Genomic DNA, 16,524 nt, shown 5'->3' with positions numbered 1-16,524 from the left:
ACTCTTTTACTTAGGAAGGGTTTTTATTTACTGAATCGAATTGTTAGAGAGAGGGGAAAGGGGGGCCATCATGAACATACGCGTATTAAACGAAACAGATGCACAAGATTACCAGGCACTGAGATTAAGAGCGTTGCAAACAGATGCGGAAAGCTTTGGATCTACCTATGAAAGGGAAGTTCACTTTACAATCGAGGTAATCCAGGAACGGATTCGCCAAGCGGAGGATCGTTATGTGCTCGGGGCGTTTCAAGAGGACGGTTCGTTGGTTGGGGTGGTTCGGTTTATGCGAGCTACGGACCGGAAATCGAGGCATAAGGGAGATATTTATGGGATGTACGTGGCTCCTGAAGTGCGCGGTCAAGGTGTCGGTAAGAAGCTATTGGTTGAAGTCATCACCCGTGCAAAGGAATTTGACGGGGTCGAGCAGATTCATCTGCAAGTTGTCACGAAGAACGCATCGGCCAAAAAGCTCTACATGTCTTTAGGATTCGAAACTTACGGCGTCGAACCAAGGGGGCTAAAAGAGGGAGACCAGTACTTTGATGAAGATTTGATGGTGCTGTTTCTGAAGTAACGCTGTGCCGAATAAAAACAACAAAAGGCAATCCTCATTAAATGAAGATTGCCTTAAAGTGACTATTTATCAAAATCCTCTTACATATTGCTCGGGTATCTGCGTCTCTTTTTTAAGAATGGTTGCTGCTTCCAATGCCCAATGCGGGTTTCTTAACATGCCTCTTCCGACAGCGACAAGATCGGCATCTTCATTCCCGATAACGGCGTTTGCTAGAATCGGATCGTCCAATCGTCCAACCGCAATCACCGGCACGTCAAGGGCATTCTTAATATCCCGGGCAAGCGGCACCTGATAGGCAGCATGTGTACCCGGTCTTCCCGCTGCAGTGATTTGTCCTTCTCCACCCGATGAAATGTGGAAGATATCGACTCCAGCCTGCTGATAATCTTTAGCCATTTCGATACTTTCCTTGATGCCGTATCCACCTTCTACATACTCCTGAGCAGAGATGCGCATAATCAACGGCATATCCGCGGGCATTGCACCTTTAGCGGCTTGTATTACTTCTCTGCCAAACAGCGTTAGATTCTTGCCATACTCATCTTCCCGTTTATTTGTTAAAGGGGAGTGGAATTGGTGAATTAAATAGCCGTGAGCACCGTGAATCTCAATTGCATCTACTCCTGCCTGAACCGCACGTTGTACCGCCTTGCGGAACTTTTCGACCATTTCCTTCACTTCGTCTGTAGAAAGGGCTCTCGGTGTTTTGGAATTTTCATCAAATGCAATAGCGGAAGGTGCAACCGGCACAGCAGCATCTTCAGCTTTACGTCCTGCGTGTGCAATTTGAATACCCACTTTTGCTCCGTATTTGTGGCAGGCTTCAACAATTCTTGCCAAAGCAGGGACTTGTTCGTCCGACCATAAGCCCAGGTCAAAGTCAGTGATACGGCCATCCGGCTCAACATCGGTCATTTCAATTATGATAAAACCGGCTCCACCTATCGCTCGGCTTAAATAATGCAGATAATGCCAATCGTTTGCTACGCCATCCTTCTTTTCCACTGAATATTGGCACATTGGAGGCATCACCACACGGTTTTTTACTTCCAACCCTTTAAATTCAAAGGGACTAAATAAATGTTTCATCATCAAAACTCCTTTATTTTTTAGGGATTCAAATTCTCATGCATGAGAGTCGACCCTAAAGTATTATTCAACAAATAACTAAATAAATAATCTTCCAACTTTTTCACCACGAATCAGCATTTCTGAATGATTTAAGCAGCTGACTCCTCGCTTGTGCGTTTATTCCCTCTATATATAAAATAAAGTGAAAGGACCATAAATAGCAAAGCGAAGACCCGTTTCATATCCAATTCTATCACTAAGCTATTGAACCATCCAAAATGATCGATCACCACACCAATCACAAGTTGCCCGGCAATTCCGGCAATATTCGTCGCGATAACCCCGATTCTCGGAACAGCCATGACCGTCAGCAGTAGATACATTGTGCCCAAGAATGCTGCACTTAGTTGCCATTTTGGTGCGTCCAAAAGTCCAAGAACATTGCCGTTGCCAAAAAATAGTATGAAAATTGTAAGAAACAATGTTCCAGTGAGAAAGGTTAAAAATGTCGTCTCAATTGTTCCGGCTTTTCGACTTAATGTACCATTAATGGATGATTGAGCGCTTAATGTGATCCCGCCAATCAATGTGAATAAAATCATGAATAACCCCATAAATCCAATCCTCCTAATTTATTAATACAAGTGCAATAATCATTGAAAGTACCGCAAAGATTTTATCTTTATTTATCTTCGTTTTCTTGCTGCCCAGCCATCCGAAATGTTCGATCACCATACTCATGACCAACTGACCGATAATGACGGCAACCATTGTGATGCCGACACCAACGAATGGGACACTTATTACGATGGAGGTTAGATAAACCACACCCAACACACCTCCAAGTAGTGACCACTTCGGTGCTTCCAATGCATAAGAAAGCTTTCCTTTTCCAAAAAAGAGCCACAACAGCCCCAGGATAATCGAACCCATAAAGAAGTTATAAAAGCTTGTTTCAATTTGTCCGATTGATTTTCCGAGTTCTGCATAGATTGCACCTTCAAAGCTGAGTGCCGCCCCAGCCATAAGGGCTAATAGATATGATAGTAAACGCATCGATTAGTTCTCCTTTTTCAAATAATTATATATCTAGAAATATAGATATATGTGGGTAAAAAAACAGAAATCAATATTCCTTAGATATCTGTTTTAAAATATTGGGCTAACTGTTGAATGAATTCTTCATTTCGTCTGTAGTAAGTCCATTGTCCATGGCGAACCGATTCAAGTAGACCGGCTTTTTGCATCATATTTAAGTAGCTGGAAACCGTGGATTGAGAAACTTTGGCTTTTTCTTGAATATCCCCAACACAAACTCCGCCCTTATAACTTACCTCCTTCGGTAGGTGAGCGCCTTGTTTAGGAAAATGCTTCTCGGGTTCCTTTAACCACTCCAGGATATTGAGTCTTGTTTCGTTTGATAACGCTTTGAATACATCAATAGGTTCCATGTGTGTAATTGTATATCTAGATTTTTCGATATGTCAAGTTGAAGGGGGAAAAATAGATCATCCTTTGGGGAAGGATGAAGGATAAGTTCATATCAAATGACTTCTTATCGTTTTGGCTTTTACCCAAGAAGGGTTTTTATTTAATGAATCGAATTATTTAGGAGAGATTCTATTAGGGAGTAACTAGGAGGCATCAAGATGGAAGAGAAGGTTATTTATGAATATGAAGAAAAGCTGCGTAACGCCATGGTGAAGGGGGATGTCGAAAGTCTTGATAAACTTATCAGCGATAACCTCATATTTGTTAGTCCTTTTGGCCAAATTGTAAACAAGGAAGACGACATTAATTCGCATCGGTCAGGAATCGTGAATATCACGGAAATTGAATTTTTAAATCAAAAGATTATTCCGCTGGAGAATGGTGCAGTAGCAATAACACACGCCAGGGTACAGGCCATGGTTGCTGGGCAACAAAGAGAGGATGAAATGTATTATACAAGAGTTTGGCAAAAACAGAAGAATGGATTAAAAGTAATCTCGGGGCATAGCAGTTTTATACCGAATAACTGAAAGTCTACAGTCAGATAAAACGTAAAAAGTATATTATAATAAAAATCCATTATAGGTATTACTATCATCCTTTAGTAATATAAGAAATATTGAAATTCGGGAGATTCAGATTATGCTAAAACTTATTTTTCCATTACTTGCGATGGTCGGTGGGATGGCACTCGCTGTCCAAAGCCAAATTAATGGAGGTTTAGGAAAGAAAGTCGGTGTCATCGAGGGTTCTTTTATTAGCTTTGCGGTGGGCACACTGGCTTTATTATTCATTTTATTATTTTTTGGCAAAGGGGAAATTTCAGCCATATCAACCGTACCTAAATGGCAATTGGTGGGTGGTTTGCTGGGGGCGTTTTTTGTGGTTGTTCAGGTAATTGCCGTTCCCAAAATCGGCGTCTCCACTGCTCTAATGTCTGTCATTGTCGGGCAAATTCTGCTTGGCGCAATCATTGACCACTTTGGTTTATTTGGCGGAACGAGCCATCCGGTCGATTCAAAAAAATTGATTGCCATCATTTTAATGCTATTCGCTTTGTTTTTGTATACTAAAAAATAGCAGTGAAAAATCTTCACATGGAATGAAATAGTTTTTGTCTGTTAAATGGTGCAATTCTAGGATAGGAATTGCGCTCTTTTTTATGGATTGCACCACTAGCTTTTTGAACAGCTAAAGCAAACTAGTCTATCGATCGTAATTAATAAATAGTTTGGAAGGGGGAGAGATATGCCCTATTTAAGAACCAAGGACGGTACTAATATCTATTATGAATCCCAAGGTAAAGGGACACCTCTAGTTTTTATCCATGGATTAGGCGCATCTTCCACGATGTATAAACCACAAGTAGAATATTTTAAAAACTTTTTCGAAGTAATCCTGATCGATTTAAGAGGGAATGGAAATTCTGGTAGACTGGACTGTGAATTTGAACGTGTTTTGGGAGTGCAAATCAATGATATAAAGGAAATACTAAACTTCTTGAAAATTGAAGAGGCCATCTTTGTTGGCGTTTCATATGGCGGTGTGGTCATCCAGAAATTAGCCATTACGTATCCCGAAATTGTTAAGGCTCTAGTAATAGTAGATAGTTATTGTGATACGTCCATTGATTCCGTTCAAAAATTATTCGGCGTGATGGGGGCGAAACAAACGTGGATCCTTCATATCCCGAAAAAGTGGCTTGCCCGGTTAACAAAAGCCTCTTATAAAAGATGGAAATTGGCCAGTGAAGAGATGGAACGTGTTTTATTGAACTTGAGAAAGCATGAAGCCACAATTCAAAGAAAAGCAATAAATCATTTAAAATTTAATAGACAGTTAAATAGTTTAGAAGTTCCGAGTCTATGTCTGGTAGGGGATCATACGAAATTAGGGGTTCAGATGATGAAGCAAGTTGCAAGACATATAAAACAATCAGAGTTTTGTGTGATTAAAGATTCGTTTGACCCGAGTAACCTCTGTCAACCCCATGTTTTTAATGAAACAGTTCATAAATTTCTATCAAAAATATAATAAAATCTCTCTTTTAAGGTAGAGGGTATTTCTTTTGAAAACAATCAGTTAATTTGAGGGCATGACTTACCGAAACACGATTAATAAATAACGGGGGGATACGAATGAGTTTTGGAAATGAGTACCTAAGAGTGGTGCAGGAAAGGTTTAACAGTGTGAAAGACCTTGGAGACAAGACCATAAACCAATTAACGGAAGAGGAAATTCATTGGACTTATAATCACGAGTCAAATAGTGTTGCCGTAATCGTAAAGCACATGAGTGGAAATATGATTTCCAGGTGGAGCGACTTTTTGACTTCGGATGGGGAAAAGCCCGATAGAAATCGCGATCAGGAATTTGAGAATACAATCTCGTCCAAGCAGGAAATGATTGATGTTTGGGAAAAAGGCTGGCAAACACTTTTTGACACATTACGAGTTCTAGTGGAACAGGATCTATTAAAAACTATATATATTCGCAGTGAAAGACACACGGTAATTGATGCGATTGAAAGACAGATGGCTCATTACGCCTACCATGTAGGGCAAATCGTGTATGCAGGTAAGCAAGTAAAAGATAAGGATTGGAAAACCCTGAGCATCGCAAAAGGGCAATCACAAGAATACTTGGAATCCATGCAGAAAAAACATGAGAAAAAATGATTTGTTTTCAATCGAATCCGATGAATTCGATTAATAAACTGATCCTGTGCGAAGGCGCAGGATTTTTCTAATTAACAAAAGGGACAGATTGTTTAAAATGTTGAATTAATAATGATTAAAGTCAAATTAAAAACCGCTTGGAAACAAATCCAAGCGTTTAAAATGTCCACTAAAATCTTGACTAGATTAAGTTCATCACTTAATTGATCCCGTACTCTTTAATTCAGCATTAATTGTCATGTTAATTCCCGCATTTTTGTATGCCTCTTCCCATTCCTCACTACTCATACGTCGATTATGCAAAGTGCGTGACTTATAATCTAGTCCAAACCCAATTGGGTCATATCCTATATGGATCATTTCTTCGAAAAACTCGGTAAACTTCTCCTTTGCCTCTTTTTCCATCAATTTGCTATAGTAGGCAAGATCCTGAGTTTTTAAAGGGTTTTTAGATTCTGATATATATCCGATTAAACTTACATCTACTTCAAGTTCTATCTTATTGTTGTCTTTTACATTGACTCTATATTTTGATTCCATAGAATCAACTCTTGCATTAAAATATTCGCCTTCTTCCTTAATAATAAGATCAGCAATTGGTGCATTCATTGATAGTATATTAAATGTTTGTGTATATAGCGATGAAAGCTCATATGGTTCTTTCTTATCAACCAATACCATAGATTTATTTACTTTAAAGTGTGACTCTTTCTTTTTTACCTCGATTATCGGTAATACGGGATCGATTCCATCTTCTTTCAATCTTCTTCTCAGATCAAACAAGTAAGTAGTGACGATAAATTGACTTTCAGTACCAATATCATCAAAGTAGTTGAATAGAGCTGGATAAGCTGCATTCTCGCCCTGAGGTACCATTTTGACTACCTCTTCTGCAGAAGGTCTGCCAACAGCAACCCAGGAGATCATTTGGATATCTGGTCTTCTCAACAAAAAATCCATTATCTCATTTGCTTTCTCTGCCAAAAGGTCTTCTCCAATGACGATTAGCTTCGAGTGGCCAAACTCTAATTCTTTGTCTGAATAGCTCTCCATCAATCGGATTGCCTCGGTTAAAGTCTCTCCATTTTGAGTGATATAAGCGTATTCAGGTTTCGGGGACTGTTTAAAAGAACTGGTCGGTACATATAATTTCAAAGTTATTTTGTATGGTTTATCTTCATCGTCTGATTTATCAATGCCAATCATCGAAACAAATACATTCTTATCAATATCCTTGAATTCGCAACCTGTCAGTATGGTAATAATTGGTAATAGTATGAGGATGAATAGTTTAGTTTTGCTTTGCTTGTTTGGCATTTTTCATGCTCCTTTTAATAAAGAAAAAAAGTAAGATCATTGAGGGGAAGAAGAATATTAACGAGTTATAAAAAATACTTGATAAACGAAGCAATTGATATTCATTAAGTTTAACAATAGTAAATAGAGATGCACCTATGAAAAAAGGGATAGGTATAAATTTGCCTAATTTGAATCCTTTAATTTTAAGTTTTTCTAAATTGAAAACAAATTTTAAAAATTCTATTGATACGTGCCAGTGAATCATGATACTTACGAAGGCGATTCCCAAATAAAACAATAAAAAAACAAACAGAACGCGTTCAATCATAAAATATTCCATCCTTATCGAGTCGCTTGTTGAAATCCATGGATAAACAAGTTCATCTATGTTCTCAAAACCGTTATAGCCGATAGGAATAAAATAAGTAGTAAACATATTCAAGGTTGAGATAATAGCTATTATTGTGACATGTTTCCAGTTGAAACTTTGTTTCTTGGTAAAGAATCGGTTAAACATAAAAAGATTTACTACCCCTAGAAATAGGAAGAAACTTGCAGAAAAAGAATTTAAGTCAGGTAGTTGGTTTACATATAAAGCAGCTTCCTTTACAAAGTCCCATTCTAAACTATTGCCGCTATAGGTTTTATAAAAGATAAATAAGATTAATGGAAGGGTAACTAACAATATTAACTCAATCGTATATAACACTCGTTCGGTTCTCATTAGACACCCGAAAATGACGGAAAGTATAATAGACAAGCTTATTTGAATAACTGGCATCTCGGGCGTAACATATCGAATAAGAAGGAATGTATATGTAGCCAATGTGATTAGTCCAGCAAAAAACCACATAAAAGCCAAAAATAATACGAATGGCTTGTAAAACCATTTGGCTGTGGTTTTCTCAAGTAAGTCTGGTAATGTCATCCCAGGGAAAGCATTAAAAAATCTTGTATAAATCGTTACAATAATTGTCCCGGCAACTAAGCCCAGTATCATGGAGGAAACAGAGCCTTCCTTATGGGATTCATACAGGATAGAAGGGACTGAAGCAATAATATTCGCCACCATATTTATAAATATTAAGTAGTAATAATATCGGCTCAAGATTTCCCCTCCGAACTCTTCTTGTCTTTCGCTAATGTATATAACTTCAAGTAAGGCTCTCCAAAACTATCTAAATTAACTAAATGCATAATCAATGCAAAAAAGCTTAATATCAATCCGGCTAAACCAAATATACTTGTGATGAGTATTAATAATAATCGGACAACTCTAATAGAAAACGCCATTTCGTTGACTGGAATAACAAAGGTTGAAATAGCCACTGCAGAAACAATAATGACCATGATATTCGATGCAAGAGACGCTTCAGTAACAGCTGTTCCTAGTATAAGACCTCCTACCGTAGTAGCAGTGGCACTGACTGCTTTTGGAAGTCGAATACTGGCCTCCAGCAATAATTCCATAAAAAAAAGCATGAATAGAACTTCAATGAAAGAGGAGAAAGGGACACCCACTCTACTTCCAGCTACGGTCAAAGCCAATTCCGTTCTAAACACTTCTGGAGTAAATGAAGTTACACCCACATACAAAGCTGGTAGAAGAAGGCTGAGAAGTAGTCCGGCATATCGTAGGATCTTCAAAAAAAGCGAAATAAATAGGGTATGATAATTATCCTCGATAGTCGTCATGAAATCGAAAAATACTACTGGCGTAGCCATTGATTGTGGATTGCCGTCAACCAACAGAATGACTTTCCCGCCACCGAGATTGTAGACGATTCGATCAGGACGTTCCGTCATAATCATTTGAGGGAATAGCGAAAATCGCTTATCATTGATAAAATTATTCAACTGAGTGGTTGAAGTAATCAGTTGTTTATCTACATTTTGAAGCCTTTTTCGAATGGTATCTAAAACGTCACTTTTGACCTTATCCTTATCATAGATGATTGCCACTTTATGTTGATTGACTTCTCCTTTAACAAGATATTCAACAGTTAAAGAAGCTTGATGATAGTTAGAACGGATCACGTTAATATTCGTCATGAGATTATCACTTAATGCTAGTTGAGAACCATGGATAGTGGTTTCTACAGATGTCTGATTAACTTTATCATTGTTTGCTAATCTGAAGTCCAATAAGTATAATTCATTGTGGATTTTAACTAAAATGTTTCCATTCATCATTTCAAGCGGAATTTGTTCTTTTGACGTAACCTCCTGGAACTGTGGTAATGCTTGTAAATATATCTTGAATTGCTCTTCGGAAGACATTTCGAAAAAGGGTTTAATTATTAACTGTTGAAGCATTTCTGAGTTAATGAGAGATTTAAGGTAGAACAACAGGATGTGTTTATTTTCATATTCTAAGTTTTTGTGCACCAATTCATTTGTATTTTTAAACTGTTCATTAACCCAATTAATGGTTTCCGATAATAACATAATAAATTCCCCAATCAACAAATAGATAATATTTATCTTATCCCACCAACTGTGAGTCGATTCATAACCTAGTCAGTTAATTGAAGAATCTTGGTAGGTTAGTATTTAAACTTTCTAGACCTAGTCCATGGCATGAGGATGAAATTAAAGATGCATCCATTTACATTAAAGGCCCATATGACGGAATTGTTGCTGAGGGAAGAATTGAAAAAATGAAGGTCGCTAAGACAGGGGGATTGAGAGAAGAATTTTGATTACTGGATAAAAAACATAAAAAAGAAGGGCACCAATGAATTAAGTGCTCCTCTTGATAACAGATAGACGTATAGTACCAAGCATTATATCAGTGGGGAAAACAACCTTGGAGTAAAATAGCGGTAAAATCTTTGCATTGCATACCCATTATTAATGCTGCCTATAGTTATAAATTACTGATACATCAAAATGTTAGTAACTATAGTATTTCAACTGGAGTTGAATTAATGCGCAATTAAAAGATCTTCTTGGTATTTACTAAAGAAATATTACGAATAAAAAAGCCACTATCTCCACATTCTATTTTTTGTGGAGGTGAGATGACATGGCACAAAACAACAACAACAATAACAACAACAACCAACGCAACAACCGTCAAAATAATGATGCAAACAACCGTAACAACCGTGAGGAGTTTGCTGAAGATCTAAACTTTGACCGCAACAACAACAACAATAATAACCGCAACAACAATAACAACAATAACAACAACAATCGCTAATTAGATCATCTTATAGTTGATTGTTGAGAAGTGGTCGTAATACTACTTCGATCTAAACCCCGAATAATGACACTTTTCAAAAAGTGCACTATTCGGGGTTTTTGGATGAGTTCATATATGGTTTACAACCACTTTAAGAACATCTTGCTAATCAAGTATCATAAAAAAATGATTTAAATAAAAAAGAAGTATAAATCGTTAAAGTTACGGCCATTATATTTGAGTAGGAAAAAATTTATTTTTCGAAGTAGCTCAGTGGTAGAGCAATCGGCTGTTAACCGATTGGTCGTAGGTTCGAGTCCTACCTTCGGAGTATGTAAACAAACAGACGAACGCTATTCTTGAAAAGGATAAGCGTTCGTCTGTTTTTCATTAAGCAGCCTTCTTCTTAACCTTTCGGGATTAAATAACTGATTTGCTTCAGAACCTTAATAAAAAAACTGGCTAATTTTTTTAGCTAGTTAATCAAGTTAATTTTTATTGTTATTGTATTTAATATAAACTTGGAGGAATCGCATCATTTTTAAGAACGGAAGGTAAGGTGTCATGTATATAAGGTGGGGCAGGTTTTAACACTGGTTTTGGTGCTAGTGGCTGTGGATGCTCAACGTACTGGAATTGACCCTCGCCGTCCATACTTGGACCATTTGCCCATCTGCCTGTGGCACTCTCGTTTCCTCTTGAGAAATTAAATAGGACATGAGAGACCTCGCGTTTTTCCAGCTCACGTGGGAATGTGCTTGGAACGACAACGTTTTCCTTTGCCTCCAGCTCTTTTATGGCTGCTATCCATTGGTTTTGGTGCATCGTATCTCTTGCAATCAGCCATGCGAGCATATCTTTTACGCCACGATCGGTCGTTGCTTCATATAGTCTTACTGCTTGTAATCTGCCTTGGGATTCAGCATTTAAATTTGCCCTAAAATCGGCAAGTAAGTTCCCGCTTGCAATAATATAATCTGCTGTCCAACGATTACCAACACTATCCGCCGGCATCGCGCCAAGTCCGGATACAATTGCATGCTGTGGGTTCATACCACCGAGAATAGCCCCGATTATAGGGTCTTTTGCAGCAATTTCCAGATCTCCAACCGGTGCTCCTTCCAATAACCTTGCAATCATTGTAGCCAGCATTTCGATGTGTGCCAATTCTTCAGTACCCGTGTCCATCAGAAGGTCCTTATATTTTCCGTTTCCACGAACGCTCCAACCCTGAAACAGGTATTGCAGAGCAACGGATATTTCCCCAAACTGACCACCTAGAACTTCTTGTAATTGCTTGGCAAACAATGGATCCGGTCTTTCCGGCTTTGCATGGTATTGTAACTCTTTGATATGATAAAACAATTTTTCCACACCTTTGTTATTTATTTGTTCCATCCATTATATGGGCTGAAACGAATTAGGTGCACGATGCAAAAAAGCCTCCATTAAGGAGACTCTAAAGAATTAACTGTTTGGCCCGCCAGGAGGACGATAATAAGGGGGGATCTTGAGCCATCCCCGTTTTTGCATTATTGATTTTAAAAGGGCACCGTATTGCATTGCTTCAGTTTGATATTCAAAAAACATTATTCCAACATCGTTTCTTACCGATTGCGCCGTACCTGCCGCACATAGGGTAATCGCTGATGCAATCTTGACACTAACAAGATTAGCGATTTCTGAGTCTGTCATTTTTGCTCCCAAAGGAATAGCACTTGGGTCAGATACAGGCTTGGGTTCAGAAGCAGGAGGTAAGGGTATACCTTCTTGTTGAAGGAAATCCTTTAGTCTTGCAGCTTGTGAACTAGCGCCACCCATTGTTTTGTGAAGAAAATTATTTAGCTCTGTATCTGCCGTTGTGTTAATAGCAAGTTGCTCAAGGGCAACTGACTCTTCTAGAACGGTTAAATACGTCCAACACGACATTACTTCGCCAACATGTAAAGGTGGTTTAGTTTCATCGTCAAATAGACTATGTAAAACCTTCATCAGTGCTTCGAATGCATGTTTTGGCATAGTTATCACCTCCACCTCTATTCTTAACATTGCGCAAAGTTTTTAAAACCGAAAACATTCTAATAGTAGCTTCTTGAACAAATTCGGCTCTTTCCTTTGAAGAGGTTAGGAGTTTTTTCATTATAGGGCTAAATCGAAGGTCGGTTTAGTTTATAAAACATAGTTCCATAATAATAGCGGAGGTGTTAAGATGCTTACGGTCAGGAATGCTGAAAGTTACCTAAGAAATCTGATTAGTGAAGATACTGATGATCTAGAAAAGGCTTGGGAAACCTTTAAAGCTTTTTGTCGAGAAACAGTTGAAGGGGAAGAGGAGAAAGAAATCTTGTTTCAATGTGGTGTTTACGAGGATTCCGGGGAGGAACTTTTTCATTTTGACTTTGTCCGTCAGTTTACAATTTATGAAGAAGAAAATCACTCACACATGGAACAACTACACTGCCATTGCTTATTGGAGCCAACAGATGATCTAAGAAAGATGGAGAGAGCCGAATGGTCGATGGACTACGAAGACATCGATGACTTTTTTGAGCGGATAGAAAAGCTACAGGAGTTTAAAATACCATTAAACTCAAAACCGATAAAATTAGAAATATATCAAGAAAAGATTTAATTGTTATTTCATATTGAACTCTAAAGAATTCCATATGGGCAGGAAGCGACTCAAAAAATAAAATCATTACCAAATTAAGGTGAACACATGATTACATCCTACTAGGTTTAGCTGAAAATTTTCAGGGGATATAATAAGTGTTCCAGTATTACTTATTAAAGGAGGAATTATCATGGCGGAAGATATGAACAAAGTAGAGAATCAATTAAAGGACCTATCGCAAGAGGAAAAGGATCAAATCTTAGAAAGTTTTACTACCTTTAAAAACTATTTAAGCGAGCAAGTATCTAAAGGCGAAAAATTGGGCTTAAGTGAAGAAATGCTGGCAAAAGCAGCTGAAAAAGTTGCGGACTATCTTGCAAAATCAGAAGAACCTCGCAACAGTGAAGAAAAAGTACTGCAGGAACTGTGGAAAGCAGCAGAAGGCGAAGAAAAACATGCAATCGCCCATGCGCTTTTACGAATGGTACAAAAACAGTAAACAAAACTTGCAATTCTAAAGTGAAAAAATGTGAAATCATCTCTTCTCTAAGTAAGCACTACTTAGGGAAGGGATGATTTTTAATTTTGATGATAAAACTTTAAATAATGCGTGCGCTTTTCTAGAACTAGGAAAGTGTATTTTTATTTGTGCGAGCTGTACAGCTTATTCATTCATACATTTCCCTATTCGAGGGAATATTATTATTTGACATAGTAAATAGGAGGTTATTTATGGAACAGGCCGATAAAGAATTGAATCCAATGAATGTGATGAAACCGCTAAGTTTGAGTACGTTAGACTTCGAAGAATCTCAACCTTTAACGGTTTTTGAAATGGGGAAACTTTGGGTTAGCTATATGGGAAACAGTATGTCAAGTCACATTCTCCCTTATTTTATTCAGCACTGTGAGGATGAGTCGATTAAGACCCTACTGGAAAATGGCTTGGCAGTAAGCAAGGATTTTTTACAGAGGATTGAAAAGTTTTATAACGATGCCAATTTCCCTATACCGATAGGATTTTCGGAGGAGGATGTAAATCTTGGTGCCCCGCGTTTATACCGGGATGAGTTTTATGCCCATTATTTAAAATATGCGGCTAAGGCAGGTATGAGCATTTACGCAGTAGCCATTCCGCTGGTAATGAGGGAAGATATTAGGGAATTTTTCGTTTATGCAAATGAATGTACGACGATTTTGTTAGGACAAGTCAATAATGTTTTATATGGCAAGAAATTAATTATAAAACCTCCGATGATCCCAATACCTGAAAAAAGCGATTTTATCAATAAACAAAGCTATTTGAACGGTTGGCTGGGAGAGGTGAGACCACTTCATGCAATGGAAATTATTCACCTTTACGATAATATCGAGAATAACACAACCAGTAAAGCGTTGTTATTAGGATTTCACCAGAACGTTAAAGACGAAAAAATCAAGGCTTTGTTTAAACGTGGATTGGGAATGACGGATAAGTCGGTGAAGCAATTTGCTGAAAAGCTTCAAATGGAAAACTTGCAGGCACCATCCTATCTAGATCATCTGGTTACAACGTCCACCTATCCGCCTTTTTCAGATAAAATCATGTTATATCATAAATTTGATATGTTTTCCATAAAAATCAGGACCTTGGGAAACTCGATTGCGGTTAATGGAAGAAGAGATATAGCGGCATTATATGGGAGATATATGGTCAATAATGGTTTGTTTGTTGATGATGCTGCCAATATCCTGATAGATAAAGGCTGGCTGGAATCACCGCCAAAAGCATTTGACAGAAATTAGACGAATATAAAAAAGAAAAAGGTGGGCAGATAATGCACTCACCTTTTTTTACAATGCATAATGGAAGATTACTTAATGAATACTCATGGCTTTCGTTAAAGTCGGAATTCTTAACAAGGCTTTTAGCTCATGTATCTTATTATCAAGCAAGAAAGTTACTTTATGGCCAATGATAAATAGACGATAAATTAAGCTAAATAAAGTATTCAAAGTGTGTCCCCCTCGGCATTGTTTTGTGTTACATCAATAACACTTAGATTATTATGGTACCCGAAAAACAGTTCTATTCTTCCGACTGCGTTTTTCTTCCTCTATAAGGTCCAAGACATAAGCAGAAAAGGTTTATTAATATACAAAAAATGAGCTATGCATAGTTATTCTGCTTTAGTTTATGAATAACCCATTTAATGAGCACGCCAAGCAGGATATAAGGTATAAATGAGTAGCTATGTTTCCAGTTATATAACTCATATACCTGTAGCCATACCAATAATGGCTCCAGAATGAATGCAAAGAAAAATGCATTGATTATAATTGCAAGTAAGAATGTTTTCCATGGATTAAAATATTGGTAAATAATCATATAAATAATAGGCATCTGGATAATGTGAATTTCAATAGGAATCGAAAATGGCGTTAAAGTATGATTGTACCGCCATAACATCAGATAAATGCCTATGATATCCAAAATTGAGCTTATAGTTGTAACCAAAAAGCCGTATGAGAGAATCTCGAATACCCTTTTTTTGTCTAAGAGTATGACCCAGATAACAAAAAGACCAAGAGTTGTCACCAAAAGAATCCACCAACTGAAATTAAATAAGGTTTCGCTTAACCAATATTCCACTCTAGCGTTTCTGTACTGCTGCGATATCTGAACAACCTCTTGCCAGCTAGTTTGCATATTAAAATTCCCCTATATCATATATTTGCTAATGAATACTTTGATGCCCACTTATGATGAAGATAGAAGATAACAAATAACAACAAATCTGCTATATAGGAATGCATGATATTCCACCATAATCCATGTTCAATAAAGCCAATATGCAAATATATAAACTCAAGGATTATGGCAAACATAGACCAAAAAAAGATGTAACGTGTTATCGTTAAAACCGTTTGCCTCTTTGGCAGGAATTGAAGGAAGAGATAGATGACTACAAAATATAAGCCGAATCCGTTTAGTAATTGAATAAAGAATTTTTCTAATTTTGTTCCCGGATAGTTCCAAAGGGGATAAACGAACATGAGCAAGTCTGTAATCAATGCCAGAATAATACCTATGTAAGCTGTAAGAACGTATAAATGGAATTTCTTTTTATCGGAAAAGAATAAATAGGCAATCCAACTTATAATAAAAGTTACAATACCGATCAGCACCGTCAAACACCTCTCCACTCCATCATTCTCTCTTTGTACAATGTTCATTATCGCCCATTACATCGAATATTAAGACATGCAGCAAAGATTTTTGGAGCACCGGAGATTCATGAAGGGGATAACTTTTAGAGAAACGCCGTTTCAACAAATCATCAGGAGGGGGAGGAAAGCATGCACATGAAGAAATTATCATTAAAATTCCAAAACATTGGGGATTTTGAAACTTGACCTTCCCCCACAATAAAAAATGAGGCTGGGTCAGAAGTAAGAATTCTTTGAATGATGGAAGAATCCATATTAAGAAATTGATACTGTATAAATTGATTGGAGTGGAGGGGTGACTCCTGGGGGAATAGCACGAGGGAGAGACTACAGGCTCGAGCCGTGCCCGAGGATGCGCGTCCCCGCAACGGAAATCAATTTTAGCTATATCAAA

Annotated in this window: 20 protein-coding genes and 1 tRNA gene; 10 read left to right on the top strand and 11 right to left on the bottom strand. The window is 37.6% G+C overall.

What is annotated here, in order from left to right; genetic code table 11:
* The first annotated feature begins 40 nt into the window (after positions 1-40).
* On the top strand, positions 41-577 hold the full coding sequence (locus tag QYB95_RS14330) for a GNAT family N-acetyltransferase (RefSeq protein ID WP_301139035.1): 537 nt from the start codon (positions 41-43) through the stop codon (positions 575-577).
* 69 nt (positions 578-646) lie between these two features.
* On the opposite strand, the gene QYB95_RS14325 is transcribed toward QYB95_RS14330, so the two are convergent.
* From QYB95_RS14325 to QYB95_RS14310, 4 genes are all read right to left on the bottom strand, one after another.
* Positions 647-1,669 carry an NADH:flavin oxidoreductase/NADH oxidase gene (locus QYB95_RS14325; protein ID WP_301139124.1) on the bottom strand — a complete coding sequence of 341 codons (1,023 nt, stop codon included), beginning with the start codon at positions 1,667-1,669 and terminating at the stop codon, positions 647-649.
* 131 nt (positions 1,670-1,800) lie between these two features.
* Positions 1,801-2,265 (bottom strand): DMT family transporter, encoded by a 465-nt coding sequence (locus QYB95_RS14320; RefSeq protein ID WP_301139034.1) that lies wholly within the window; start codon positions 2,263-2,265, stop codon positions 1,801-1,803.
* A gap of 13 nt (positions 2,266-2,278) precedes the next feature.
* Positions 2,279-2,707 carry a DMT family transporter gene (locus QYB95_RS14315; protein WP_301139033.1) on the bottom strand — a complete coding sequence of 143 codons (429 nt, stop codon included), beginning with the start codon at positions 2,705-2,707 and terminating at the stop codon, positions 2,279-2,281.
* Between the two features lie 80 nt (positions 2,708-2,787).
* A complete protein-coding gene (locus QYB95_RS14310; RefSeq protein WP_301139032.1) occupies positions 2,788-3,102 on the bottom strand; it encodes an ArsR/SmtB family transcription factor in 315 nt (104 codons plus the stop codon).
* A gap of 198 nt (positions 3,103-3,300) precedes the next feature.
* On the opposite strand from QYB95_RS14310, the gene QYB95_RS14305 reads away from it, so the two are divergent.
* The 4 genes from QYB95_RS14305 (at position 3,301) to QYB95_RS14290 (ending at position 5,820) form a co-directional block, all read left to right on the top strand.
* Positions 3,301-3,672 carry a nuclear transport factor 2 family protein gene (locus tag QYB95_RS14305; RefSeq protein WP_301139031.1) on the top strand — a complete coding sequence of 124 codons (372 nt, stop codon included), beginning with the start codon at positions 3,301-3,303 and terminating at the stop codon, positions 3,670-3,672.
* Positions 3,673-3,784: 112 nt separating this feature from the next.
* On the top strand, positions 3,785-4,222 hold the full coding sequence (locus QYB95_RS14300; protein WP_301139030.1) for a DMT family transporter: 438 nt from the start codon (positions 3,785-3,787) through the stop codon (positions 4,220-4,222).
* 168 nt (positions 4,223-4,390) lie between these two features.
* Positions 4,391-5,176: an alpha/beta fold hydrolase gene (locus tag QYB95_RS14295; RefSeq protein ID WP_301139029.1), complete on the top strand. Its 786-nt coding sequence runs from the start codon at positions 4,391-4,393 to the stop codon at positions 5,174-5,176.
* Positions 5,177-5,280: 104 nt separating this feature from the next.
* Positions 5,281-5,820, top strand: coding sequence for a DUF1572 domain-containing protein (locus tag QYB95_RS14290; RefSeq protein ID WP_301139027.1), 540 nt, complete (start codon positions 5,281-5,283; stop codon positions 5,818-5,820).
* Between the two features lie 195 nt (positions 5,821-6,015).
* Here QYB95_RS14290 and QYB95_RS14285 read toward each other — a convergent pair whose 3' ends face one another.
* Genes QYB95_RS14285 through QYB95_RS14275 form a run of 3 tightly spaced genes read right to left on the bottom strand, consistent with a single transcriptional unit; the run spans position 6,016 to position 9,567 of the window.
* Complete coding sequence (locus QYB95_RS14285; RefSeq protein ID WP_301139026.1) at positions 6,016-7,137, bottom strand: Ger(x)C family spore germination protein; 1,122 nt, start codon at positions 7,135-7,137, stop codon at positions 6,016-6,018.
* Entirely contained in the window at positions 7,112-8,227 is a 1,116-nt protein-coding gene (locus tag QYB95_RS14280) for a GerAB/ArcD/ProY family transporter (protein WP_301139025.1), read from the bottom strand. The genes QYB95_RS14285 and QYB95_RS14280 overlap by 26 nt, the downstream gene beginning before the upstream one ends.
* Positions 8,224-9,567, bottom strand: a complete 1,344-nt coding sequence (locus QYB95_RS14275; RefSeq protein WP_301139024.1) for a spore germination protein — start codon at positions 9,565-9,567, stop codon at positions 8,224-8,226. The genes QYB95_RS14280 and QYB95_RS14275 overlap by 4 nt, the downstream gene beginning before the upstream one ends.
* Before the next feature lie 580 nt (positions 9,568-10,147).
* Here QYB95_RS14275 and QYB95_RS14270 point away from each other — a divergent pair.
* Both QYB95_RS14270 and QYB95_RS14265 read left to right on the top strand, forming a co-directional pair.
* Positions 10,148-10,324: a hypothetical protein gene (locus QYB95_RS14270; protein ID WP_301139023.1), complete on the top strand. Its 177-nt coding sequence runs from the start codon at positions 10,148-10,150 to the stop codon at positions 10,322-10,324.
* Between the two features lie 241 nt (positions 10,325-10,565).
* Positions 10,566-10,637: transfer RNA gene (locus QYB95_RS14265), tRNA-Asn, on the top strand.
* Between the two features lie 179 nt (positions 10,638-10,816).
* Here the strand turns inward: QYB95_RS14265 and QYB95_RS14260 are convergent.
* A complete protein-coding gene (locus QYB95_RS14260; protein WP_301139022.1) occupies positions 10,817-11,671 on the bottom strand; it encodes a manganese catalase in 855 nt (284 codons plus the stop codon).
* A gap of 102 nt (positions 11,672-11,773) precedes the next feature.
* Positions 11,774-12,325, bottom strand: a complete 552-nt coding sequence (locus QYB95_RS14255) for a DUF3231 family protein (RefSeq protein WP_301139021.1) — start codon at positions 12,323-12,325, stop codon at positions 11,774-11,776.
* A gap of 190 nt (positions 12,326-12,515) precedes the next feature.
* Here QYB95_RS14255 and QYB95_RS14250 point away from each other — a divergent pair, with 190 nt between their 5' ends.
* The 3 genes from QYB95_RS14250 (at position 12,516) to QYB95_RS14240 (ending at position 14,705) form a co-directional block, all read left to right on the top strand.
* Positions 12,516-12,938 carry a hypothetical protein gene (locus QYB95_RS14250; protein WP_301139020.1) on the top strand — a complete coding sequence of 141 codons (423 nt, stop codon included), beginning with the start codon at positions 12,516-12,518 and terminating at the stop codon, positions 12,936-12,938.
* A gap of 172 nt (positions 12,939-13,110) precedes the next feature.
* Positions 13,111-13,419: a DUF3243 domain-containing protein gene (locus QYB95_RS14245; RefSeq protein WP_301139019.1), complete on the top strand. Its 309-nt coding sequence runs from the start codon at positions 13,111-13,113 to the stop codon at positions 13,417-13,419.
* Between the two features lie 233 nt (positions 13,420-13,652).
* Complete coding sequence (locus QYB95_RS14240; RefSeq protein ID WP_301139018.1) at positions 13,653-14,705, top strand: DUF3231 family protein; 1,053 nt, start codon at positions 13,653-13,655, stop codon at positions 14,703-14,705.
* Between the two features lie 364 nt (positions 14,706-15,069).
* Here the strand turns inward: QYB95_RS14240 and QYB95_RS14235 are convergent, their stop codons facing one another.
* Both QYB95_RS14235 and QYB95_RS14230 read right to left on the bottom strand, forming a co-directional pair.
* Complete coding sequence (locus QYB95_RS14235) at positions 15,070-15,609, bottom strand: CBO0543 family protein (protein WP_301139017.1); 540 nt, start codon at positions 15,607-15,609, stop codon at positions 15,070-15,072.
* Between the two features lie 17 nt (positions 15,610-15,626).
* Positions 15,627-16,136 (bottom strand): CBO0543 family protein, encoded by a 510-nt coding sequence (locus tag QYB95_RS14230; protein WP_301139016.1) that lies wholly within the window; start codon positions 16,134-16,136, stop codon positions 15,627-15,629.
* Between the last annotated feature and the right edge of the window lie 388 nt (positions 16,137-16,524).

This window comes from Ureibacillus aquaedulcis (assembly GCF_030418165.1).
In the GTDB taxonomy this organism is placed as follows: domain Bacteria; phylum Bacillota; class Bacilli; order Bacillales_A; family Planococcaceae; genus Ureibacillus; species Ureibacillus aquaedulcis.
The sequence above is the reverse complement of the archived record's forward strand: the minus strand, read 5'-3'. Positions and strand labels throughout refer to the sequence as shown.